Below are 23,828 nucleotides of genomic sequence, written 5' to 3' on the forward strand. Positions count from 1 at the left end.
AGAATATGATATCAATAATAAGTACATTAATAGCTTCGACTTCATATCTTAAGCTCCTTATAATACTTTGCTATAAACAGTATCAGATATTACATCTATTAATTATATATTATTTTATTGCTAATAAAGAAATATCTTATTAGGATAAATCATGTAGCATTATTTAGAGTTTATGCGAGAATGTATTTTGTTGGATTATCTGGGCATTCATGTATACCACATTCAATAAAAGTTGAAGCAATATTAGCAAAAATAGCAATTATGAAAATGACAAATATAATATGACTTAATGTTCGGATTTTATTATTTTTTGCATCTGCTATTTCATTAGGATCTTTATTGATTTTATATTGGTTAGGATAAGACATAACTACAGAAATATAAATGATCGCAATCATGCATATTATGAATACCCATGTATACATGTGTAGTCCAAAAACTGTTGAACCAAAGCCAACTGGATCTGAAACATGAAGAGCAATTTGACGTAATGAAATAAATGCTGTTAATACAGAAGCTAGTAGCGATAGCGCATAATGGCTAGGTCTGATATGATAATGCATATTCAATAAAAATCCGAATCCTATTGCTAGTAGTCCTAATCTTTGCAAAAGGCATAATGGGCAAGGGATTTCTCCCATTACAAACTGAAAGTAGAATGCAGAAATAATTGTAACTGTAATACCTGCAAGTTCTATAGCACTTAGGAGTTTTACTAAATCTTCTTTAAAATATTTTTTCATATTTGCTCTCCTTATCTATAGATAAATTGACAAATGATCACTAGCATGATGAAGAAATACTAGTGATGTTACGATTAGAAAAATACAAAATGCTATAAGTCCCCATCGTCTATTAAACCAAGCGAATATGACTGATAAAAAGAGCAGTATGAAACTTATTAATATACCTGGCATATGAAACACTCCTATATATTGATACATCAATTTAATAATAGCAGTATTTGAATATCATTTCATTTTATATTTTCTAAGACTAGTCGAAACTATATTTCATACCATTATCCAAAATCATAATTAAGATGTTGTAGCTTTTGTCTTTAGGAAGTTTTTCAATTAGCTTTTTGGCTATAAAATAATTTGCACCACTACTGTGTCCAGCGTAAATACTTTGCTCTTGGGCTAGTTCGTTACATCCTTGTATAGCTTGTTTATCTGTGAATTGAATTATTTCATTAATGTATGATAAGTCCATAGACTTACAAAATACGGGATTGCCTGGGCCTTCAACTTTATAACTGTATATATTTTGCTCTATTGGTTTGCCATGATAAAAAATATCGTAATAAACAGATCCTTTAGGGTCTGGCATAAGAATTTTAGTTTCTGGGAATATCTCTTTTATTCTTTTAGCACAACCAGTAATAGTTCCACCAGATCCTCCAACTGTTATAAAGAAGTCTATATTTTTTGAGTGAGTTAAAAAGTAATTGACTATTTCTTGTCCTGTAGTTTTGTAATGACACTCTGTATTTAGTAGGTTATCATATTGATTAATTAACACCCCATCTAAATCTTTTGCTAAGTGCTTAGCTTTATTTACATAAAAATCAGCATCTGTGTAATTGGCAGTATTTTTGCATATTGTTAAATTTGCTCCAAAACTTTTGATCATTTCTCTTTTTATTCTTCCAGTTTTTTCTGGACACGTAATATATACGGGATGATTATATAATTTTCCAATTGCAGCTAGCGAAGTTCCCATATTTCCAGAACTTGCTTCAATAATTGCTTGTTCAGGATTTATTTTTTTATTTTTGATTAAATTATCTAATATATATTTTGCAACTCGATCTTTTATACTTCCTGTAGGGTTAAGCCATTCGCACTTGGCATATAAGTTATGAGCGTTGTTGGTTTTTAGTTTGATAATAGGAGTTTTGCCTATTAGAGAGATCATGATATTTTTACTATATTTTAAATTAGGTAATTTTAGCAAAATGTTTGCTGTAGAATCTTTTAATTATCTGTAATGAGTATAATAATGAGTTGCTTTTGTGATATTGTGAGACTCATAAAGTGATATATGATTACGTTTGATACCAACAGAGTAAGATCTTAACTTTGTTGGATTAGCATTAGCAAAAGTAGTAGCTATAACTGATATCAAAATTAATAGAAGTATTTTTTTCATCATTTGTTCCTTTATGTTTTTATTATAATCTAGTTAATATTTAGTATATATTTAGTAGCGGTGATATGTCTCTAGCAAAAGCTACATAGCAGTTATGCATAAATGAACATAGTCACTAAAACTTATATTGATTTTGGATAGTTGAGAAATTACTGATGAAAAGCATTAAAGTTACTTAGGCCTAAGTTTTATTTATCTTTAGGTGTTAGTTTGCTAGTTACATCTCCAGTTAAAGATTTATCCATAACTGATATGCTTTTAATTGGTTGTCCCTCACTTAAATTAGCCTCATTAAGGTTAACAGAAACTCTATTGCCAACTAATGTATCAGAAATATAGATAGTATTCTGAGATAAGGATGTTACTGACTTCCATTGTGTTGGCCATTTATCTTCTAAACTTGGGTTATTAAAACTCTCATTTCTGTAGCCTTTGATAAATGGAACAGATACAGAGTCAGCTGCTGCAAACATGTAATTGACAGCTTGATCAGCAGAGTCTGCATCTGGTAAATTTTCATTTATAAAACTACCCCTTACAAATCTATATCCAGAGTTGGCACCACCTGGTAGTTTATCTATATTATAGAATCCCAAATCTTTGGCTTGTTTTAAAATTTTAAGTTGCTTATCATAGCTAGGTTCATTACTAAGATTTTTTACACCTCTATGTATAGTTAACTTTCCATTAATATATTCAATAAGCGCACTATCTCCAGTTTTATCTTCTACTAGATAATGAACTGGTAAATAACTATCTTTACCATTAATTTTTACTGGCGGATTGTATATTTGATATTTATCTAAGTTTTCTAGAACTTCTTGAACTGTAGAATAGTTTCCTAGTACATATCTAACCCAATCAACGCCATTGATTCCTGGTTTGCTTAGATCTCTTTTAGGTTGAACAGTATCCCCTAAATAAAGCAGGTGGGCAGCTAGGCCTTTTTCATTTACACCTTCACCTGTTAAATTTTCTAAATTAGTTTCATCAATTGATACATAACCATATTTATCAGTCCAGTTAAGAGGATTTTTATTTAGACCACCACTTTCTTTTGTTCCTCTAGGATATACAGTTAAGTTTGGTTTTAAGTCAATAAAGATATCCATAGTTCTAGTAGTATAAACTCCAATATTTTTTCCAAAATCATGATTGATTTCAGAGCAAGCCATAGCTGGTATTGATGTTGCTAATATTGCGCTACTTAAAATAATTTTTGATAGTGTTTTTCTCATTACTTATTTCCTTATTTGTTATTTAAAAAGCTAAAGTTAATTTATCAGCTTACATGGCTATTATATTTGTAGTAGTATTAATTTGTCTGTAGCAAAAAATGCATAACAGCTATGCGCAAATGAGGTTAGTGATGAATTTTGATGATATTTTTATTTTTATTAAACTTATTAATATAGGTACATTTACAGAATTAGCTAAACATTTAAATATTTCTCAAAGTACAGTTTCTCGTAGAATTCAAAGCTTAGAAGAATCTATAAATATGAAATTGGTTAAGCGTAACTCAAGAGGCCTAATAGAAATGACTGAAGATGGAGAGTCATTCTATAAAAACTTTAAAGATATTGAGCAAGAAGCAAGTACAATATTTCAGCAGCTAATGAATAAATCTAAAGAAATAACGGGAACTTTAAAGGTAGGTATACCAAAACTTTTTCTTGATAACATACTAGCTGATAGGTTGGATTTATTTTATGCTAGATATCCTAATGTCCGATTAGTATTTAGTTATACTGCAGGAGTAGTAGATTTGGTTAAGGATGACATAGATGTGGCAATTACTATTAAAAAACCTTTAGTTACAAACTGTACTATAAAAACGTTAGTAAGAGCTAAAAATAAACTTTATGCTAGTGAAGAGTATATTCAAAAATATGGACAGCCAAAATCTCTGAAAGATTTAGAAAATCATGATGTTGTTGGGTTCTTAAGTCATGATAAATATCAGACTAGTCTGATAGGTTTTTTAGAGAGAGATGACTCTAAAGAAGAGGTTAATATTAATCCAAATCTATTTTTTAATAATTTTATATGTGATATTAATTTAGCAACTAAGTGTAATAAGATTGTTAATACTTTGGATATTTTTGCTAATAGCAGATTAGATATATTACCAGTGCTTAATGATTATTATTTTGGCGAAACTAACTTTTATTTGGTAAGAGCAACTGGAGTTAGAAATAATCTTGAGCAAGAGTTTGTTAAATTTGTTAATGTTTGTTTGCAGGATTATTAAATGAATAAAGTATTAGTAGCTTTTGTTATATTGATTATTAGTGCAGATTTGTATGCGATAGTAGCTGGTAATTCATTAAATATAACTAGCAGTAAAGTTAAAACAGTAGAGGTTGATAAGAATATTAACAAACCTTTTAATAGTCGTCAGTTAGAAGATGATATAACTATGGTTAAAACTAATTATAAGTAAAAAAGAAGTTTTTTATACTATTTTCCAATACAAAAGCTTGAGAAAATCTCTCCTAATAGGTCATCAGAGCTGAAATCTCCTGTGATTGAGTTAAGATGCTCTTGAACTATTAATAATTCTTCTGCTAAGAGTTCTCCATTCCCAAGTTCTAATTGTTCTCTAGCAAGTTTGATATGTTCAAAAGCATTATTTATAGCTGTAATATGTCTCTCACGAGCTGTATAAACACTCTCATTTTGAGTTGTGTAACCAACTTTGGCAAGAATATGATCTTTTAGCTTATCAATACCTATGTTGTTACCTGCGGATATATAAATATGATTATTATGATTCATAGGCGCTTCTTCAAGAAGATCTATCTTATTGTGAACATAAGTAATATCTATATCTTTAGGTATTTGATTATAAAATTCAGGTATTATATCCTTTATATCACTAAATTTAACCTGACTATTTGTATAGTCATCGGTTACAAATAATATTTGATCTGCCTCTTGAATCTTTTTGATTGCTCTTTTGATTCCTTCGCTTTCGATAACATCATCACTGCTACGTAATCCAGCAGTATCGATAATATGCATTGGAACACCATTTATTTGAATATGCTCCTTTACAATATCTCGAGTTGTACCTGCTATTGATGTTACAATGGCAGACTCTTTACCAGCTAGAGCATTTAAAAGACTAGATTTACCGGCATTAGGCTTACCGACTAGTATTAGTGTTACGCCTTCAACAAGGATTGCTCCTTGTTTACAACTATTTTTGACATCGAGAATTGTTTTATATATTTCTTGTAAACTGGTATGAATCTTTTGATCTTCTAAAAAGTTGATTTCCTCTTCTGGAAAGTCAATAGATGCCTCAACATACATTCGTAGATAGATAAGTTTTTCTAAAAGACTATTAATCTCTCTAGAAAAATCTCCTTGAAGAGATTTTGCTGCTGATTTTGCAGCTATTTCTGAAGATGCATTAATAATATCAGCTACAGCTTCAGCTTGAGCTAAATCAAGCTTATTATTAAGAAATGCTCTTTCTGTAAACTCTCCAGCATTTGCCATTCTAGCGCCACATTCTAGGGTAGCTTTGATTATTAAGTTAAGTATAAAAGGATTGCCATGTGCTTGTATTTCAACAACATCTTCACCAGTATATGAATTAGGAGAATTGAAAAATATTACAATACCATGATCAACTATTTCATTTGCATTATAAATATTACAGAATGTGGCATATCTAGGTTTGAGACGTTTTTTTGTGAGCTTTTTGGCTATTGATAAAGCATTTACGCCAGAGATACGTATTATACCTATACCACCATTACCTTGGGGTGTTGCAACTGCAACTATAGTATCTTTAGTATACATATTTATTTTATTTTGTAGTTTGAGTTAATATCAGTATCATCTTCTTCTTGATCTATCACACGACCTTTTTTATTTGTATATTGCTTAAAAAAATCGGGATTTTCTTTAATTATTTTCCTACGTATAAAAAATGAGAAAATCATAAAAAAAATAATTAGAAAAACAAATAAAGGAGCAAAAATAATAAATGATATAACTGCTACCGCAATAAGACCTAGAGAGGTTAAAATTTGTTTTACATTGTTGTTCATTGCTTTGCTTTATAGTATTTAGCTTGTATAATATGAATACAAGTATATCACTTAGGTGGTTATTAAAACAGAGCTCCATATAATTCTGTGGGCGTGTTATTCAAAATCTGGAGGTTTATATGAATATTCAAATTACTGGTAGACATGTTGAAGTTACTGACCCAATCAAAAGGTATGTTAATGAGAAAATTGGTAAGGTGGGACATTATTTTGACAACATCACTTCAACAAAGGTAATTTTAGATGTTGAAAAAGATCATCAAGTGGCAGAAGCCATAGTTACAGTTCCAGGTAGTGAATTTGTGGCAAAGGCGGAGGATAAAGATTTATATGCAGCTATTGATATGCTTGAAGATAAGTTGGCTCGTCAGATAAAAAAACATAAAAATAAATTAAGAGATAACCACGCGACTGGTCATTCTGAATAAGTATCTTGTCATATTTTTCTATATAAAATTCATGAACTTAAAAGCTCTAATAAGTAAAAAAGATATAATTTTAAATTTAAATATTGAGTCAAAAAAGCGCTTAATTGAGTTTTTAGCAAATCGAGTATCTGATAGTTATCCAGATATAAGTGAAGATATCGTTCTAAAAAACATCTATAAGCGTGAGAGAATAGGTAATACATATATTGGCAAGAATATTTATATTCCTCATTGTAGGGTTGAAAACCTTATGACTACTAGAATAATGATAGTTACATTGAAAAATAGTTATTATGATAATTCCATAGACGATGATATTAAAATAGCTATTGGTGTTTTCTTTCCAGATAAGATATCAGATATTCATATGGAATTATTAAAGCAGTTAGCTCTTTATCTAAAAGAGGATCGAACCCAGCAATATTTTCAGCAAGCTGAAAGTTCTGATGATTTGTATAATTTAATTATTAATACTAACAATGACTAATTTATCTAATAATATACGTATAGTTTTAGTAGAGCCCTCTCATAGTGGTAATGTAGGTTCCACTGCTAGAGCAATGCTGAATATGGGATTAACAAATTTGTGGCTAGTCAATCCTAAAAAAGGCATAGATGACGAAGCCATAGCATTATCATGTCATGCTACAGAAGTTGTGAAAAGTGCTAGGATTGTATCTAATCTTCAAGAAGCACTTGACGGTATAGATTATGTAGTAGGGACTAGTGCAAGAGTGCGTAGAGTATCTCTGCCTATAGAGCCTATATATAAAGTTGCTACAAACATACTTAATAAAATCCAAAAATCTGATGAAAAAATAGCAATATTATTTGGCAGAGAAAGAACAGGACTATTAAATGAAGAGCTTTTGATGAGTAATGTGCATGCGTATATTCCGTCAAATGAAGGATATACATCTCTTAATCTAGCCCAAGCTGTACAACTAGTAGCTTATGAGATTTATAAGCAAGCTGTAGAGATTAGTGACTTAAAAGAAGTTCCTGAATATACTCATTTGCATAAAAAAGCTTCTGTCAAAGAGCTACAAGGGTTATATCAACATTTTGAAGATAGTATGCTTCAATCTGGATTTTTGGATAAAGATAAACCTGGTCATGTAATGGATAAGGTGCGTAGACTTTTTCAAAGATCTGAATTAGAGAGTCAAGAGGTTAATATCTTGAGAGGCTTTTTAACATCACTAGATAATTTGGATAAATTAAAATGATTATACTTGGTATAGATGAAGCAGGGCGTGGACCACTATCAGGACCTGTAGTTGCTGCTGGAGTAATACTAGATCCTGAAAAAACTATTGATGGTCTTGCAGACTCTAAAAAATTAACAGAAAAAAAACGTCAATCATCATATGAACAAATAATTTCTCATGCAAAAGCATATACAATAGTTGAAGTTTCACCTCAGCAAATTGATGAATTAAATATCCTTCAAGCAACGCTCAAAGCGATGAATCAAGTTGCAGATAATTTAAAAGGACAATTTGACAAAGTGCTGGTCGATGGTAATAAATTACCAAACTGGGATTATAATTCAGAAGCTATTGTGAAAGGTGATTCAAAAGTTCAAGAAATATCTGCAGCTTCAATATTAGCAAAAGTACATAGAGATAATATTTGTCTTGAGCATGATAGATTATTTCCACAATATGGTTTTGCCAAGCATAAAGGTTATCCAACAAAAGAGCATCTTGAAAATATAAGAAAATATGGTGTATTAAATATCCACAGAAAAAGCTATAAACCAATTCAACTATTGTTATAAATGAATAACTCTGAAAACTACTACACAGCAGGAAAGAGTTTAGGACTTTTTGCACTTATAGCTACTCTTGTAATGACAGAGCTAAATATATCAACTCTGATAGGTTTCTCGAGCTTGGGATATTTATATGGATTCTCAGCACTATCTCTAGGAATTGTGTTTTTAGCTGGATTATTATTTTATTCTTTTAGTGTCGCTAAAAAGTGGAAAAACTTTGATGCAATTAGTGTTTCTGAATTTTTTTCTCAACGTTATAATCCAGTATTTGGATTAGTAGTAGCATTATGTTTGTTAACTGCGATGGCAGGGTTTGGAGCTAACTTTATATACTCTACTACAATTTATCTACAACAGATTTTTCCTTCTTATAATCATTGGTTAATAAGTGGGGTTGCTTGTAGTTTAATGTTGTTATTTACCATAAGAGATGGGCTACTAATGATAGTAAAAATAGATAAATTGAGCTTTTTATTATCTATAGTTCTATTTATATATTTAGGGTATTCAGCATATAATGCTGATGCTTCTGCACTTGGATATATTAATAATGCACAAATACCAACTTTACCAGTTTCTTTTTCTATATCTTTAGCAATTCTTACAGCATTTACTTACATACTTTCACCATGGTATGGACAAAAAATATTTGCTGCAAAATCTAAGAAAGTAGCTTTTTATGCTGTCCTGATTACATCATTTATTGTGAGTTTGATTTATCTGATAGCTGTCTATACTACGGCTAAATATGCAGGTGTGATTAGCTCTACAAATCCTGATAAAGCTTTTGTGTATATTGTGCGAAATCTCTTCAGTAAACCTATGTTAGTTATATTTTATCTTATGATGTTTATGATAGCTTTGACAACTATAGCAGCATTATGGAATACTATGGCATCAATGTGTTCTGTACATTTTCAAGATAATAAAAGCGAGCACAAAAATATCATTACAGTAATTATTATTGCAATTTTTAGCTACATACTTGCTAATACTTTTATAGACCAAGTTCTTGATAAAATGTTACTTTTTAATATTCCTATAGCTGCCTTAGCATTTAGTTTGCTATATGGGTTTTATGGTAGCAAGACTAATTTATTAGGAGCTATTCTAAGTACTGTAATAGGTGTGATAAGTGCTTTATGTTGCTATTTGATTTTTAATCAAGATGATTTTGTTTTCTATTGGGCAAGTGTGTGTATACCTTTAAGTTTTATGATTGGGTATTTGCCTGTGGTATTAGGATATTTTAAAAAATTATAGTCTATCTTTTCTAGGTTTCTTAAGTAATATGAATTCAGCAAATATTCCAAGACCTATGCCAATTAGCGTGTCGAAAATTCGTGCTATAGTAAACCTGATTACCGTCATATCTGATTTGAGAAAATAAAATACTGCAATTAACCAAATCGTTGCAAAAACAATACCAAGTCCATAATTATGATTAATCATAAAATATGTAAGAAAAATGAAGATAAAACAGGAGTATATTGCTAATGGATATTTATCAAAAATAAAGTGTGATAATACAATACCTATAACGGCACCAATAAGAGTGCCAATTAATCGATGCAGAGATGTTTTTATCGATATTATATAGTTTCCTGTAGATACTATAACTATAGAATAGCAAATCCAAGCTGGATTAGTTATATGTATAAATCTAGCAGTTATATAAACAGAGACTATAAGGATGGTAATGATAATAGCTTGTTTAAAAACAAATGAGTCATTATTAATAGTCGGAGTTTTGATATCAACACTTGGCATAATTATTGTAAATAATGAAGTTGATATGTAGCCCATTAATAATCCAGTTAGACAGTAATTAAGAGAAGGTAATAGAGTATTCTCAGATAGAATTGGATCAAGATAGAAAAAAAGTAGTACATATACTATCAAGAATATAATTAAAATACGCCCACCATTGAAATATCGTTGTGAACATAGACAATAAAAAACTAAAATTCCACGAGCTAGTTCTTGCAATATTGGCGAACTTATCAAACTGACAAAAGATGCTAGAAGCATCATTATTAGAACTAGAATTGTATTTGTGGTTAGGCTTTTGATTTGTTCAAGCTTAGTATTTCCAAAGCGATAAAAAGGTAGAAATATCCCAAAAACAAAAGCCCAAATCATAGGTAGCATTTGATGATTGTAAAGGTAGGATGAGCTTAAGCTAGAAAAAAATACAGAAGCTGTAATCGTCGAAGCAAAAATATAATTATTTTTATCTGTAAAAATATTTTTTGTCATATAAATTAAATTTTGATGGCTGCAATTTTTTCTATGAAGTTAGTTATATCAGCTCTAATTCCAGATACTCCGATAATTTTATCCTTATCATAGATAGGTTGTCTTAATATAAAATATGCTCTTGTAACGCCTTTTTTATCAGTGAAAATATCAATAGGGTTAATGTCTTTACCAGCAATTATATCTTGATCTTTTTTTCGATATATAGCCCCAATTTTAGCCCCAAAAATTTCTGAGTCATCGAATCCTATAAAATCTTCTGGAGTTAAATCTGCTAGTGCGGCTGCTTGATGATTGATATATATATATTTGCTATCAATATCTTTTATAAAAAAAGGTGATTTTTGTTGCATGATAGCTTTGTCAAGTAAGATTTGTTTTTGATTTAATGTGATCATGTTTCAAGACTAGTTAGATAATTACGGATGAGATATTATCATTAGTTGAAATATAACGCAATGCTTCATATAATTGTAAGTAAAAAATATATAGCTTTTATGTTACTAGATAAATTTACAAATTTAAGTCAACAATGGAGAAGAATTAATGCCTTATGGTATAAAATATTCATGAACTATTTGGAGCAAAGAAATTTTACCTACACAGAGTCTATTGTTTTACTAGCTACTTTATCACTTAATAAACCTTCAAAGTCGGATATTTCTAACTATATGAGATGTGAGCCTCAGAGTATTACTAGAGCGATTAACAGCCTGCTATCTAAAAAGTTATTGAAGCGATATGTTGATACAAAAGATAAAAGAGTTGTGCGTTTTGAATTAACAGAACTAGGAAAAGAGTTTTCAGTTAAGACTCAAGATTTTATAAACATAAATTGGCAAAAGTCTTTGGGACATCTCGATAATAAAGATTTAAATGTCTTTACTAAGCAACTAGATGAGATGATTATTAATCTAGAAAGTTTAACAAATGTTGATAAAACCGAAAAAGAATCTAATTAATCAAAAAAGGTAATATAAAATGGCTAAGATTGTATTAAAAAATGCAAATGTTTTTAATGGTAAAGACAATCAAATTAATCACTATAATTATGTTTATGTGGAAGATGATAAGATTTTATCATTGACTAATAATGAAATTTCTAATTTTAGTGCTGAGGTAATTATAGATTTAAAAGATAGGTTTTTGATGCCTGGGCTTATAGATGCTCATGTGCATTTATCTTCAGCAGCATCAGTCAATCTAGCAAATGATAATATATCAAGTGATTACATGGCTATAGAGTCACTTCAAGCAGCAGAAGAGTCATTGCTGAGAGGATTTACGACATTACGAGATGCTGGTGGAGTTGGTTATGGAATAGCTCAGGCTTTTGAGAAAAGAAAAGCAACAATACCAAGATTGTTTTATAGTGGTAAGGCTCTCAGTGCTACTGGAGGTCATGGAGATTTTAGAGGAACTACTGAGTCGAAAATTTGTTCTTGTCAAGTTAGTGGTTCAAATATTTCTACAATATGTGATGGTGTGCCAGAGGTACTAAAAGCTACAAGAGAGCAGCTAAGAGAAGGTGCTACTCAGATTAAAATTATGGCAGCTGGAGGTATTGCATCACCAGCAGATAAAATTACTAACTTACAATTCTCTGATGATGAAATACTAGCAATTGTTGATGAAGCTAAACGTAATGGAACTTATGTCATGGCACATGCTTATACTCCAGAAGCTTTAATACGCTGCGTTAAATTAGGTGTAAGATCTTTAGAGCATGCGAATCTCCTTGATGAAAAGGCAGCAAAAATAATTGCTGCAAATAATGCTTTCATTGTACCTACGTTAGCAATTTATGAAGCATTTTATCTTCATGGTAAAGAGTTTAATACCCCAGATCATGTCTTAGAGAAGTTAGGTGGAGTTCGATCAAATAGTCTTGAGGCTATTAAAATTGCGCATGATTATAGTATTAATGTTGGTTTTGGTACAGATCTACTAGGTGGATTGATGAAGTATCAAAATACTGAGTTTAAGATTAGATCTCAAGTTGAAACACCATTCCAAACTCTATACTCAGCTACCTATAAAAATGCAGAGCTATTAAATATGGTAGATAAACTAGGCATTATAAAATCAGGTGCCTTTGCTGACATCATTGTATTTGAAGGAAACCCTTTAGAGGATATAGACTTATTGGTAAATCCTAATGAAAGCATAAAATTAATAATTAAAGATGGCTATATTGTTTCAGATAAATTGACTACATGAAATTTCTGATAAGATAGGAAAAATTCCTAGAGAATTAATCTAGTGAAAGAACATTATCTGAGTTTGTTTCTCCTAATTTTTTAGGATTAACTGTTTCATCATCTTCACCTTCATTAATATTGATTCCATAACCAAATTCTCGAGCATACATCCCTTGTTCTGTTTCTTTAGAAAAAACTTCTAAAACAGCTTCTATAGGAATATTTATCGAAATTGGTTCACCATCAAAAGTAGCATCAAAGCTAATATGATTATCGTCAATTTCTAAGCCTTGTATTGCTTGAGGAGATAGGTCTAGTAAGATCTTATTATCTTCATCAATATAGTTGTTAGGTACGATTACACCTTCATATTCAGTATCAACTAAGACATATGGTGTAAATCCGTGATCAACTAGCCAGTTGTATGTAGCTTTAGCCACATAAGCTCTAAGCATAGCCATATCAAGCTCCTTGTGCTTTAATTGTTTTAATGAAATTAGGCTCACTAAGTAGCTCTTTGATTTCTTTAATAATATTTTTATCTTTTGTAGGTATAGAAATCTTAAGCTTAATAAAGTAATAAAAAACAAAGGTTATGATAAGAGTCAAAACGTTAATGTTTTGCGCATCAGGATTACTTTCTGCATTTGTCTCTCTTTCGCTAACAACTGTCTTATAAGTACTAATAATATCTTTTTGCATTTTTACTTTTATCTCAGATGCCTCTTCGTCTGTCAAATCTGAGCTCTGTAATTTAATAATATTTTGTAGAAATGTTTTATTAACATATTCTAATAATATTCTTGCATTAGCTCTTTGCTTTGGAAAAACTGGAAACATCGGAGGAAAAGGGTACAAATCTTCTATAGCCTCTATAATAACACTAAGCCTATATACAGCAAATTCATCTGTACTAAGAGTAGGGATGTTACCATTAGGCGTTATGATATTTAATTCTTCTAAGTGTTTGGAGTTTTCTTCTTCAGAAACATCTATAATCTTTGCATTAGCTCCTTTGATAAGAAGAATCATACGAACTATGTCGCTATAGATATCATCCTTTTTTGTATATAATAACAAGATTTTATCCTCCTAGTGATAAAAAATAAAAAGAATAATAGAAAGGTGGTATGACGTATATTAACGCTTAGAGAACTGTCTTCTTCTACGAGCTTTTCTAAGACCAAATTTCTTACGCTCAACTTTACGTGGATCACGAGTCACAAAGCCTGCTTCACGAAGAGCTGGTTTTAAATCTTCATCAAATTCGATAAGAGCTCTAGTAACACCTAAGCGAATAGCACCAGCTTGACCTGTAGTCCCACCACCTTTTACAGTTACTTTAAAATCAAAGCTATCAGTGTTGTTAGTTAACTCTAAAGGTTGTTTTACAACCATGCAATCTGTTTCACGACATAAGTACTGTTCTAATGGAAGTCCGTTTACGATGAATTGACCAGTACCTTTTTTCATAAATACACGAGCTACAGAGCTTTTGCGACGACCTGTACCATAATTATATTCTGACATTTTTACCATCCTTTATTAAATATTGTGAGCTTGAGGTTGTTGAGCTGTATGTGGGTGATTTTCACCAGCATAAACTTTTAACTTTTTGTACATAGCACGTCCAAGAGGAGTTCTAGGAAGCATGCCTTTAACAGCTTTTTCAATAGCTCTTTCTGGATGAGTTGCAATTAGCTTCTCAAAAGAGATTGATTTGATACCGCCAATATATCCAGTATGGTGGTGGTAAATTTTGCCTTTTCTTTTGTTACCAGTTACAGCTACTTTTTCAGCATTGATGATAATAACATAATCACCAGTGTCCATGTGAGGAGTATATTCTGGTTTATTTTTACCTCTTAGGATCATTGCTACTTCTGTAGCTAGACGACCTAAAGTTTTATCTGTAGCATCAATCAAAAGCCACTGTCTTTTGATGTCTGATGGTTTTGCAGTAAACGTTTTCATCTTTTTTCCTTTATTTTATTGTTGTCAATTACTCAGTTTTTGCAAAAAATTCTTAATTTTGTGAACAGATACAGTTCACCACACTTTAAAAATTTAAGCAGTCTATATGGTACACTGTCTATGTGAGATAAGCAAATAAAATTGATACAGAAAAATTATATATAGCTTATTTTATATCTGGCCACCTCCAATTTGGAGTATTTAGAAGATTTTGTCCAATAATTTTAGTTTGTCCAAGTTCTTTCTCTATTTCAATTAGGCTATGGGTTGGTAGTTGTCTTAGATATTTTATGAGTTCTTTAGAGTGTGAGATTACCCAAATTTGAGTTTTAGTAGATGCTTTTGCAATTAGTCTTGCAAGAGGAGGTATCAAGTCAGAATGTAAGCTCGTCTCAGGTTCATTTAGAACCATAAGTTCAGGAGGTCTTGGGGTGAATAGCGCAGCTGTTAATAATAAGTATCGTAGTGTTCCGTCAGAGAGTTCACGAGCGGATAGAGGGCGAAGTAGACCGTGTTGACTTAGCTCTGTAATGAATTGCCCATCAGCATGTTTTCTAATATTTAGATTACTACCTGGGAAAGCATCTTCGATAGCTTCATTTAGAGATTGTTGGTCTCCAATGTCAATAATAGTCTGCAGTGCTGAGGCAAGATCGTGGCCATCATGACTTAGCACTGTTGTAAGAGTGCCTAATTGAGGAGTCCGTACTGGAGCATCAATATCTGTGCGAAAGTGATCGTAAAAACGCCATTGTTTGATTTTCTCTCGTAGGGTTATAATTTCAGGTGTTTTATCAATATACGAAGCTTGAGTAAATATACTTTCATATTTAGGACAGTGTTGCTCGATGACTTGCCATTGTCTTTGTTCTCGGATCTTTATGATATGACTATCTCTATCGACCAGGGTGCTTGGATGCTTATAATTTTCACCAACCCAAATTGTTTCACGTTTGATTTCGGCATCTAGAGAAAAAGAAGTTGCAGTTAGTGGGCCTGGGTAGCCGAGAGAAATAGCATAGCCAAATGTTTCATCACTAAACCCTAAGCGTAGACGAGGTTCTTTTTGTTTGGGTCCTCCTTGTATTGGAATTTTACCTTCAAGCATTTCTTTGGAAATTTTTTCAGGACCTGCCCAAAATGTTGTAGGTAGACCACCTTCCTTAGCAAGTGAGTTTACTACACCCCCTTGAGCTGTTTCTGCTAGTAGTCTCAAAGCTTTGTATAGATTTGACTTACCGCTTGCATTAGCGCCAGTTATAATATTTAGTTGTGATAATGGTATTACTAGGTTTAATAATGAACGATAATTGTTGACAGCAAGGGTTTTTATCATTGGTTTGTGGCTCCTAGAGCTGAGTATGTTTTAGCTTATTTTTTTTGAGAGCAGATCAATCTATCGGCTTCTTTGTTTGACCTTCTAATACAGTTTTCAATTGCTAATCTATCAAAAAAATTACCTGTAATATACAAGTTAGATAATTGAGAAAGCTCTTTTTCTAAATCCTGTAGGAAAGTGCTATGATTACGATGATAGCAGGGTAATGTGTTCTGTTTTGTATATGTATGGAGAATATCTTCGTCAGTTATATTTAGAAGTTTTGTGATTTTATATGTTAACTCTTTTTGAGGGTAATTACCTTTACAATGAAATACTATAGCTCTGTAGTTGGGGTTATCGACGACGTCACGGGAGACGGCTGAGAAAAAGAACTGTTCTTTACCAATTAAGCCAGCAATACTTTTAATATGTTTTAGTGATTCTTTATTAGTAACAATTCCTATACTTGTTAGATTTGACATGACAGGTCGGTATTGATGTTTTGCTATATTTGGTAGTATATCTTCTAGCAAAGACTCCGTTATATTCCATGGTGTTGCAATGCATAAGTTATCACAGTGATAATTAGCATGGTTTGTTTCAATTATCCATGTATCTTGTTTTGAAATCCTGATAACTTTTTCTTTGATAATTTTTTGTTTTTGATTATTAAATAATTCAGATAAGCCATTTTTGAATGTAAAACTTCGTGGTAAAGAAGTATCTCTATCATATTTTTTAAATAGGTATTCCATTGGGAAGTTTTGGCTATTTTGAGATAATACAGCATCAAAACAAAACTTTAATGTTCGGTTGTAATTTTTTTTGCCAAATAGCTTTATTGCATATTCGCTAACAGTTTTATCTTCTTTTGAGATATTTCTATTCTTTAAGAAACTAAAAGCAGCCGTAAAAGGATTTATATTGGTAAAAATACTTTGAATTTTATTATTAGGCTGTACAAATAGGAACGGAGCTTTTTCCCTTGATTGAATGTTTTGTTCAAGAGAGTTATTACAAATATAGTCTATAGTTTCGTTATAAGAGTTGTATATTGTATGTGCCCCCATCTCAAACCAAAAGTCTTTATATCTTTGTGAGTCTATACAACCTCCGATACTATCTGACTCAAATATGCAGCTTTCAATGTTTGCTTTAGATAGTTTTTGTGCAAGAGATATGCCTGAGATACCAGCACCAATAATTATAGTATCAAAATATTTAAGATTATTCATTTGGTAACAGAATCCATAGTTTACCTTGATTGTTCATGTGTCCAGCGTTAAATTCAGCCTGTTGACCATGCCCCCAGAATACATCACCTCGTATGGGACCTCGAATTGCCCCTCCTGTATCTTGAGCTATCATTAATCTATCAAGTGGTTTAGTGTCATGATGGTTATCTTCGTAGTAATCGGTTTCTAGCCAAAGAGGAACTCCATATAAATAGTATCTGTCATCAACAGCCAGAGAATAACCAGGAGTTAATTCAACATCTTGAGCACCAACCGCATTCTTGCGATCTACATATCTAAAGAATACAAAAGAGGGATCATAATTTAGAACTTCATCCATTTTACTTTTATTCTTTCTTAGCCACGCTTTAATTGCTTGCATCGACATCTCATCTCTACTCATATAGCCATTATCGAGCAGATACCTTCCAATCGGTTTGTATTCATGTCCATTTTGACTATCGTAACCAACTAAGATATCACCACTATCTGTTTCTATTCTTCCAGAACCTTGAATTTGTAGGAATGTTCTATCAACTTTCGATTTCACCCATACCAAAACATCTTTTTTGGTAAGGAGGTTTCCATTTGATATTTCTGCGCGCGTGTAGTAGGGAACAAATTTGCCATCCTTGTATCTGCCAAAAGCAAAAGAATCATCACCTTTAGATTTTTTAATTAAGTCATTGGGAGTTCTATAGATAGGTATAGTGTATTGTAGAGTTTTTACTAAGCTACCTTTTATGGTAGGTTCGTAGTATCCGGTGAATGTTCCAGTATCTTTATTTTTATATACTATTTGGTATGGGGTGAAGTTCTGCTCAAAAAATGCTTTAGCTTCATCTTCTGTTTTTATTTTAGCATTTATTACTTTATTACAAATGTTTATCCAATTTGCATATTCTGACTTGTTTTCATCAATTATTTTTACACATGACTTTTTAAATGTATTAAAAGATATAAGATGGTTGTTAGAGTTCCAATTATTTAAGTCATTGAAAGTTGCTTTTTTATAATCAACCTTATCAGAGTATTTTTTAGATAGATAGCGCTGCGCTGTTATATTGGTACAACTACTTATGAGAATTAGAAGAGTTATAACACCTATTTTTTTAAAACTCTCTTTTACTTTTTTAATATTCATAATAAAAAATGCCAATAATTTCTTGAAAATATAAAAATAACCACTATGTATAAAAACATCTAACAAATTGTAGTATTAACAAGATCAAAAGAAAAGGTTGTTTTATGGGTAAAGAAGAAAAAAATAATACAGAAGATAAGGTTCTAGATAACGCAGAAGAAGTGAATCAGGATTCTTCTAATAATTCTGTTGAAGAAATATCTATTGAAGAGCAACTAGATAAAGCAAAAGATACGATTAAGGAATTAGAGGGAACTTGCGATTCTTTTAAAGATGAAGCTTTGAGAGCTAAAGCAGAGATGGAGAATATTCGTAAGAGAGCCGAAAGAGATGTATCTAATGCTCGTAAATTTGGCATAGAAAAATTTGCTAAGGAACTTTTGCCTGTAATTGATAGTATTGAACAAGCTCTAAAGCATGAGGTTAAGCTTGAAGAAGCTATAGCAATGAAAGAGGGGATTGAGCTAACATCTAAAATGCTTGTGGATATCCTTAAGAAAAATGGCCTGGAAGAGCTAGATCCAAAAGGCGAAAAGTTTGATCCCAATATTCATGAGGCTATGGCTATGGTTCCTAATCCAGAGCTTGAAGATAATATTATTTTTGATGTATTTCAAAAAGGTTATATGTTGAATGGTCGTGTAGTTAGAGCTGCTAAAGTAGTTATAGTAAAAAATTAAAAAAAATACTTGAAAAGCTAATAGATATACCCATCTATAAGTCGAGATTGAAAAAAGTTTAAAAAATAAAATTAAAATAATACAGGAGAATTTTCATGGGAAAAATTATAGGAATAGACTTAGGTACTACTAACTCTTGTCTTGCTATCATGGATGGTAAGAATGCTAAAGTTATAGAAAATGCTGAAGGCCATAGAACTACACCGTCTGTTGTTGCATACACAGATGGAGGAGAAATTTTGGTAGGTCAGGCAGCTAAAAGACAGGCTGTAACAAATCCTGATAATACATTCTTTGCAATCAAGAGACTAATTGGTCGTAAGTATGACGACAAAGTCGTTCAGGATGATATTAAGAAGAAAGTACCTTACGCGGTAGTTAAAGCTGATAATGGAGATGCTTGGGTTGCTACTAAAGAAGGCAAAAAAATGGCTCCACCACAAGTTTCTGCAGAAGTTCTAAGAAAAATGAAAAAAACTGCAGAAGATTATCTAGGTGAGTCAGTTACAGAAGCTGTAATTACAGTGCCAGCATATTTCAATGATAGTCAAAGACAAGCTACAAAAGATGCTGGTAAAATAGCAGGTCTTGAAGTAAAAAGAATTATTAACGAGCCTACAGCTGCTGCGCTAGCGTATGGTGTAGATTCTAAGAAAGGTGAGCAAACTGTAGCGGTATATGACCTAGGTGGTGGTACATTCGATATTTCAATTATTGAGATTGCTGATGTCGACGGTGATAACCAAATCGAAGTATTATCAACAAACGGTGATACTTTCTTAGGTGGTGAAGACTTTGACGTTGCCTTAATGAACTACCTAATTGATGAGTTCAAAAAAGAGCAAGGTATAGATCTTCATAATGATAAGCTTGCTTTACAAAGAGTAAGGGAAGCAGCTGAAAAAGCTAAGGTGGAATTATCTTCAGCTCAGCAAACTGATGTTAACCTACCATATATTACAGCAGATGCTACTGGACCTAAGCACTTAAATATTAAAGTGACTAGAGCTAAGTTTGAGTCTTTAGTTTCTGACTTAGTAGTTAGATCTTTAGAGCCTTGTAAAAAAGCTCTTGAAGATGCTGGTTTAAGCAAATCTGATATTACAGAAGTATTATTAGTGGGTGGACAAACTCGTATGCCTCTAGTACAAGAAAAAGTAAAAGAGTTCTTTGGCAAAGAGCCACGTAAAGATGTAAACCCTGATGAAGCTGTAGCAGTTGGTGCAGCTATCCAAGGTGGTGTACTTTCTGGTGATGTTAAAGATGTACTATTACTTGATGTAACTCCTTTGTCTGTAGGTATTGAGACTATGGGAGGTGTGATGACTAAGCTTATTGAGAGAAATACAACGATTCCTACTAAGAAGTCACAAGTGTTCTCTACAGCTGAAGACAATCAGCCGGCAGTAACTATACATGTACTTCAAGGTGAGCGTGAAATGGCCTCTGCAAATAAATCTTTAGGTAGATTTGACTTGGCAGATATTCCACCAGCACCACGTGGTATGCCACAAATTGAGGTAACATTTGATGTGGATGCAAATGGTATAATGAATGTATCTGCAAAAGATAAAGCTACGGGTAAAGAGCAAAATATTGTGATTAAATCTTGTGGTGGTATATCTGAAGAAGAAATCGAAAAAATGGTACAAGATGCAGAAGCTAATGCTGAATCAGATAAGAAGTTCCATGAATTAGTATCTGCGAGAAACACAGCTGATAATCTAATCCATAGCTCTAGGAAGGCTATTGCTGAGTTAGGTGAAAAAGTAACTGCAGAAGAAAAAGAAAAAGTTGAAGAAGCTTGTAAGGATCTTGAGTCTGTAACTAAAGGTGATGATAAAGAAGCTATTGAAGCTAAGACAAAAGCTCTAGAGGAAGTATTCTCACCAATTGCTCAAAAAGCATATGCTGAACAAGCTCAAGCTGCAGGTGCTCAAGGTGATGCTCAAGCCGAAGAGCCAAAGAAAGATGATGATGTGGTAGATGCTGATTTTGAAGATGTTGAAGAAGACAAAAAATAAATAAAATCTAAACAAGTCAACAAAGTGTGGTTTATCCACACTTTTCTTTTTGTTATAATACTCTGTCCAAAATTTTTAGGTTAGGTAAAATGCAACAGAAATGCTATTATGAAATTTTAAATGTATCTAAGACAGCTTCGGGTGTTGAAATCAAGAGAGCTTATAGAAAGCTCGCAATGAAATATCATCCAGATCGTAATCCCGATAATAAAGAAGCAGAAATAAAATTCAAAGAAGTATCAGAGGCTTATGAAATTTTAAGTGATGATAGTAAGAGATCTAGATATGATCAATTTGGTCATGCTGGAGTTAATCAGCAAGGTGGTGCTGGAGGAGCTGGCGGCTTTGGTGGCTTTGAAGATATTTTTGATACATTCTTTGGTGGTGGTGCATCACGTGGGTCAGGTAGATCTAGAGCCTCTAGAGGTAGTGACTTAGAATATACTATTGAGATTAGTTTGGAAGAGGCTTTTTTTGGTATTGAAAAAGAGATAAGTGTACCAAGAATGGAATCTTGCGATAGTTGTGAAGGTACAGGTTCTAAATCCAAAACTAAAACAACATGTCATGCTTGTCACGGACAGGGAACTATTCGTAGACAGCAAGGGTTTTTTGCTTTTGAGCAAACTTGCCCTGTTTGTAATGGTAGTGGTAATAGTATCGCTGATCCTTGTGATGACTGCTATGGTAGTGGTAAAGTTAAAAAGCAAAAAACTATAAGAGTGAAGATACCTGAAGGTGTCGATAACGGTGATAGAATCAGGCTTCAAGGCGAGGGTGATTCTGGATCTGATGGCTCTATGAGTGGTGACTTGTATGTACAGATATTAGTCAAAGAGCATAAAATCTTTGAAAGAAGAGATATGAATCTATATTGTGAAATGCCAATTAGTTTCACAAAAGCTTGCCTTGGTGGTGAGATCAAAGTACCAACTCTTGATGGCGAGGTGGTTCTTAAGGTTATACCTGAAACACAAACAGGTAAAGTTTTTCGTTTAAGAGAAAAAGGAATGAAGTCTCTAAGAGGCCAAAGAAGAGGCGATCTTCTTTGTAAAGTAGTTGTTGAGACGCCTATTCATCTAAATGCAGAACAAAAAGAGCTACTAGAAAAATTTGCTAATAGTCTAGGTGAAGATTACCAAAATAAACATTCTCCAAAAAGCAAAACTTGGTTTGATAATGTCAAAGATTATGCCAAGAAATTTTTTGAATAGTAGTAGTTTTTATTAGAACTAGTTTCTTCAAATTTTTATTAACATTAGTATTTCTATTAATTTATTTCTCTAGGCTTCTTTTAGGACTTATCCATGTCTAACTTTTGTTGAAGCATAGTAAGTTGTATCATTTGAAAGAAGTTTTATTTTTAGATCATATATTTCATCAGCTTTGCCTTTACCATTATTTTTACGACAATCAATCCTAACAATATCCCAGTCTCGAGCATCACCTATAAATATTTGACTTTTTCCTGGTTCATCGATTTTTTTACTACCATAATCAAAAACATTACAGTTAGCTATTGCAGAGCCAGAAACTATGACGTTGTAATAGCTTTGGTGTTCTATATTTGTTGGAAGGGTACCTAATTTATTAAAGCTTATATCTTGGATATTTGGAGTTTTCTTATCAACATAAAGCTCGGTCATTTTGTCGTTGTTGTCCAGGTGAGCACAAGCAATGAGTGACAGTAGAAGAGGAGATATTGTAAATAGTTTTTTCATAATGATTTTTAGATGATTATTTTTAATTATGATATATTAGTTTTTTGATTTTAGTCAAATATAATTTTAGATAAGCTTTATTAAAAATTAGGGGTGAAAGCCATGGATCTTTTATGGTGACTACGATTATGCCAGAAGCTTATTCTTTCGAGAGCTTTTTCTGAGATTTCTTTACCGTCTAAGAAGTCATCAATTTCTTTGTATGTGACACCCATTTCATCCTCATCAGTTTGACCTTGCCATAGACCGGCAGAAGGATCTTTTTGGATAATGTTTTTTGGCACTTTTAAGTATTTACCTAGTTCAAAAACTTGAGATTTTTTGAGATTAATAAGTGGTAATATATCTGCTGCACCATCACCAAATTTAGTGAAATATCCCATATACCACTCACATGCGTTATCTGTACCTATAACAATTCTATTATTTTGCTGAGCATAAGCATATAAATACATCATTCTAAGACGGGCTTGAGCATTTCCTTTGATAACATGTTGGCGATCATTTTGTGAGTTTGTAAAGTTAAATGTTGACTCTATAAACGTATCATAAGCAGGTTGTATTGAAACAGTATGATACTCTATATTAAGATTTTTGATTAGTTCTATTCCATCTTGCATATCTTGGTCTTGATTGTTCTTCGATGGTAATATTAGAGCAGTTGTAGGTAATCCTGTTTTGACTGCTAAAGATGCGGCTACTGCCGAATCTATACCACCACTAATACCAATCACAAAACCTTCAGCAGGATATTTTATACAAGTCTCTTTTAACCATTTTATTAAATTATTAGAATACTGTTCTACAATAAAGTTTTTTACTATTTTCATGATTATATAG

30 protein-coding genes are annotated in these 23,828 nt (G+C 32.0%); 12 read left to right on the plus strand and 18 right to left on the minus strand.

Annotated features, from left to right (window positions below; genetic code table 11):
* Positions 1-170 precede the first annotated feature (170 nt).
* From FQ699_RS08135 to FQ699_RS08145, 5 genes are all read right to left on the minus strand, one after another.
* Entirely contained in the window at positions 171-743 is a 573-nt protein-coding gene (locus tag FQ699_RS08135; protein WP_013922781.1) for a disulfide bond formation protein B, read from the minus strand.
* Between the two features lie 15 nt (positions 744-758).
* On the minus strand, positions 759-944 hold the full coding sequence (locus tag FQ699_RS09825) for a DUF5993 family protein (RefSeq protein ID WP_306669292.1): 186 nt from the start codon (positions 942-944) through the stop codon (positions 759-761).
* A gap of 52 nt (positions 945-996) precedes the next feature.
* Complete coding sequence (locus tag FQ699_RS08140) at positions 997-1,920, minus strand: PLP-dependent cysteine synthase family protein (protein ID WP_146421903.1); 924 nt, start codon at positions 1,918-1,920, stop codon at positions 997-999.
* Between the two features lie 63 nt (positions 1,921-1,983).
* Positions 1,984-2,154: a hypothetical protein gene (locus tag FQ699_RS09695; protein WP_179951693.1), complete on the minus strand. Its 171-nt coding sequence runs from the start codon at positions 2,152-2,154 to the stop codon at positions 1,984-1,986.
* A gap of 188 nt (positions 2,155-2,342) precedes the next feature.
* The gene (locus tag FQ699_RS08145; RefSeq protein ID WP_146421904.1) at positions 2,343-3,392 is read right to left on the minus strand and encodes a linear amide C-N hydrolase; all 1,050 of its coding nucleotides are present in this window, start codon (positions 3,390-3,392) and stop codon (positions 2,343-2,345) included.
* Between the two features lie 131 nt (positions 3,393-3,523).
* Here FQ699_RS08145 and FQ699_RS08150 point away from each other — a divergent pair, with 131 nt between their 5' ends.
* A complete protein-coding gene (locus FQ699_RS08150; RefSeq protein WP_146421905.1) occupies positions 3,524-4,408 on the plus strand; it encodes a LysR family transcriptional regulator in 885 nt (294 codons plus the stop codon).
* A complete protein-coding gene (locus FQ699_RS08155) occupies positions 4,409-4,600 on the plus strand; it encodes a hypothetical protein (RefSeq protein ID WP_146421906.1) in 192 nt (63 codons plus the stop codon). It abuts the gene before it with no gap.
* A gap of 17 nt (positions 4,601-4,617) precedes the next feature.
* Here FQ699_RS08155 and mnmE read toward each other — a convergent pair whose 3' ends face one another.
* Both mnmE and FQ699_RS08165 read right to left on the minus strand, forming a co-directional pair.
* Positions 4,618-5,970 (minus strand): tRNA uridine-5-carboxymethylaminomethyl(34) synthesis GTPase MnmE, encoded by a 1,353-nt coding sequence (mnmE, locus tag FQ699_RS08160; RefSeq protein WP_146421907.1) that lies wholly within the window; start codon positions 5,968-5,970, stop codon positions 4,618-4,620.
* 2 nt (positions 5,971-5,972) lie between these two features.
* Positions 5,973-6,221, minus strand: a complete 249-nt coding sequence (locus FQ699_RS08165; RefSeq protein ID WP_013922788.1) for a hypothetical protein — start codon at positions 6,219-6,221, stop codon at positions 5,973-5,975.
* A 119-nt stretch (positions 6,222-6,340) separates the two neighbouring features.
* Here FQ699_RS08165 and hpf point away from each other — a divergent pair, with 119 nt between their 5' ends.
* From hpf to FQ699_RS08190, 5 genes are read left to right on the plus strand one after another with little or no spacing between them, the layout of a single operon-like run.
* Positions 6,341-6,649 carry a ribosome hibernation-promoting factor, HPF/YfiA family gene (gene hpf, locus FQ699_RS08170; RefSeq protein WP_146421908.1) on the plus strand — a complete coding sequence of 103 codons (309 nt, stop codon included), beginning with the start codon at positions 6,341-6,343 and terminating at the stop codon, positions 6,647-6,649.
* Positions 6,650-6,680: 31 nt separating this feature from the next.
* Positions 6,681-7,136 (plus strand): PTS sugar transporter subunit IIA, encoded by a 456-nt coding sequence (locus FQ699_RS08175; RefSeq protein WP_013922790.1) that lies wholly within the window; start codon positions 6,681-6,683, stop codon positions 7,134-7,136.
* Complete coding sequence (locus FQ699_RS08180) at positions 7,129-7,878, plus strand: RNA methyltransferase (RefSeq protein ID WP_146421909.1); 750 nt, start codon at positions 7,129-7,131, stop codon at positions 7,876-7,878. The genes FQ699_RS08175 and FQ699_RS08180 overlap by 8 nt, the downstream gene beginning before the upstream one ends.
* Complete coding sequence (rnhB, locus tag FQ699_RS08185; protein WP_146421910.1) at positions 7,875-8,432, plus strand: ribonuclease HII; 558 nt, start codon at positions 7,875-7,877, stop codon at positions 8,430-8,432. The genes FQ699_RS08180 and rnhB overlap by 4 nt, the downstream gene beginning before the upstream one ends.
* Positions 8,433-9,692: a sodium:solute symporter family transporter gene (locus FQ699_RS08190; protein ID WP_146421911.1), complete on the plus strand. Its 1,260-nt coding sequence runs from the start codon at positions 8,433-8,435 to the stop codon at positions 9,690-9,692.
* Here the strand turns inward: FQ699_RS08190 and FQ699_RS08195 are convergent.
* Together FQ699_RS08195 and FQ699_RS08200 are read right to left on the minus strand one after the other, a co-directional pair.
* Entirely contained in the window at positions 9,687-10,688 is a 1,002-nt protein-coding gene (locus FQ699_RS08195) for an FUSC family protein (protein ID WP_146421912.1), read from the minus strand. The two genes, FQ699_RS08190 and FQ699_RS08195, sit on opposite strands and share 6 nt — an antisense overlap.
* A gap of 5 nt (positions 10,689-10,693) precedes the next feature.
* A complete protein-coding gene (locus FQ699_RS08200; protein ID WP_146421913.1) occupies positions 10,694-11,086 on the minus strand; it encodes a PAS domain-containing protein in 393 nt (130 codons plus the stop codon).
* 60 nt (positions 11,087-11,146) lie between these two features.
* Between FQ699_RS08200 and FQ699_RS08205 the strand changes: the two genes are divergently transcribed.
* Positions 11,147-11,650 (plus strand): MarR family winged helix-turn-helix transcriptional regulator, encoded by a 504-nt coding sequence (locus tag FQ699_RS08205; protein WP_146421914.1) that lies wholly within the window; start codon positions 11,147-11,149, stop codon positions 11,648-11,650.
* Between the two features lie 19 nt (positions 11,651-11,669).
* Positions 11,670-12,908, plus strand: coding sequence for a metal-dependent hydrolase family protein (locus FQ699_RS08210; protein ID WP_224728103.1), 1,239 nt, complete (start codon positions 11,670-11,672; stop codon positions 12,906-12,908).
* 34 nt (positions 12,909-12,942) lie between these two features.
* Here FQ699_RS08210 and mglB read toward each other — a convergent pair whose 3' ends face one another.
* From mglB to mltA, 7 genes are all read right to left on the minus strand, one after another.
* The gene (mglB, locus tag FQ699_RS08215; protein WP_146421915.1) at positions 12,943-13,350 is read right to left on the minus strand and encodes a transcriptional regulator MglB; all 408 of its coding nucleotides are present in this window, start codon (positions 13,348-13,350) and stop codon (positions 12,943-12,945) included.
* 1 nt (position 13,351) lies between these two features.
* The gene (mglA, locus tag FQ699_RS08220) at positions 13,352-13,969 is read right to left on the minus strand and encodes a transcriptional regulator MglA (protein ID WP_146421916.1); all 618 of its coding nucleotides are present in this window, start codon (positions 13,967-13,969) and stop codon (positions 13,352-13,354) included.
* A 60-nt stretch (positions 13,970-14,029) separates the two neighbouring features.
* The gene (gene rpsI / locus FQ699_RS08225; protein WP_013922801.1) at positions 14,030-14,419 is read right to left on the minus strand and encodes a 30S ribosomal protein S9; all 390 of its coding nucleotides are present in this window, start codon (positions 14,417-14,419) and stop codon (positions 14,030-14,032) included.
* Positions 14,420-14,434: 15 nt separating this feature from the next.
* The gene (gene rplM, locus FQ699_RS08230) at positions 14,435-14,863 is read right to left on the minus strand and encodes a 50S ribosomal protein L13 (protein WP_013922802.1); all 429 of its coding nucleotides are present in this window, start codon (positions 14,861-14,863) and stop codon (positions 14,435-14,437) included.
* A gap of 166 nt (positions 14,864-15,029) precedes the next feature.
* The gene (locus FQ699_RS08235) at positions 15,030-16,199 is read right to left on the minus strand and encodes an AAA family ATPase (RefSeq protein ID WP_146421917.1); all 1,170 of its coding nucleotides are present in this window, start codon (positions 16,197-16,199) and stop codon (positions 15,030-15,032) included.
* 35 nt (positions 16,200-16,234) lie between these two features.
* Positions 16,235-17,419: an NAD(P)-binding protein gene (locus FQ699_RS08240; protein ID WP_146421918.1), complete on the minus strand. Its 1,185-nt coding sequence runs from the start codon at positions 17,417-17,419 to the stop codon at positions 16,235-16,237.
* Positions 17,412-18,563 (minus strand): murein transglycosylase A, encoded by a 1,152-nt coding sequence (gene mltA, locus FQ699_RS08245; protein ID WP_146421919.1) that lies wholly within the window; start codon positions 18,561-18,563, stop codon positions 17,412-17,414. Before mltA ends, FQ699_RS08240 begins: the two co-directional genes overlap by 8 nt.
* Before the next feature lie 104 nt (positions 18,564-18,667).
* Here mltA and grpE point away from each other — a divergent pair, with 104 nt between their 5' ends.
* The 3 genes from grpE to dnaJ all read left to right on the plus strand — a co-directional run bounded on the left by grpE (position 18,668) and on the right by dnaJ (position 22,481).
* Positions 18,668-19,243: a nucleotide exchange factor GrpE gene (gene grpE, locus FQ699_RS08250; protein WP_013922806.1), complete on the plus strand. Its 576-nt coding sequence runs from the start codon at positions 18,668-18,670 to the stop codon at positions 19,241-19,243.
* Positions 19,244-19,338: 95 nt separating this feature from the next.
* Positions 19,339-21,267, plus strand: coding sequence for a molecular chaperone DnaK (gene dnaK / locus FQ699_RS08255; RefSeq protein ID WP_146421920.1), 1,929 nt, complete (start codon positions 19,339-19,341; stop codon positions 21,265-21,267).
* 89 nt (positions 21,268-21,356) lie between these two features.
* A complete protein-coding gene (dnaJ, locus tag FQ699_RS08260) occupies positions 21,357-22,481 on the plus strand; it encodes a molecular chaperone DnaJ (protein WP_146421921.1) in 1,125 nt (374 codons plus the stop codon).
* An 87-nt stretch (positions 22,482-22,568) separates the two neighbouring features.
* On the opposite strand, the gene FQ699_RS08265 is transcribed toward dnaJ, so the two are convergent.
* On the minus strand, positions 22,569-22,988 hold the full coding sequence (locus tag FQ699_RS08265) for a hypothetical protein (RefSeq protein ID WP_146421922.1): 420 nt from the start codon (positions 22,986-22,988) through the stop codon (positions 22,569-22,571).
* 80 nt (positions 22,989-23,068) lie between these two features.
* Positions 23,069-23,818, minus strand: a complete 750-nt coding sequence (nadE, locus tag FQ699_RS08270) for an NAD(+) synthase (protein ID WP_146421923.1) — start codon at positions 23,816-23,818, stop codon at positions 23,069-23,071.
* Positions 23,819-23,828: the final 10 nt, after the last annotated feature.

The sequence above is a fragment of the Francisella salimarina genome (assembly GCF_007923265.1).
GTDB lineage: Bacteria > Pseudomonadota > Gammaproteobacteria > Francisellales > Francisellaceae > Francisella > Francisella salimarina.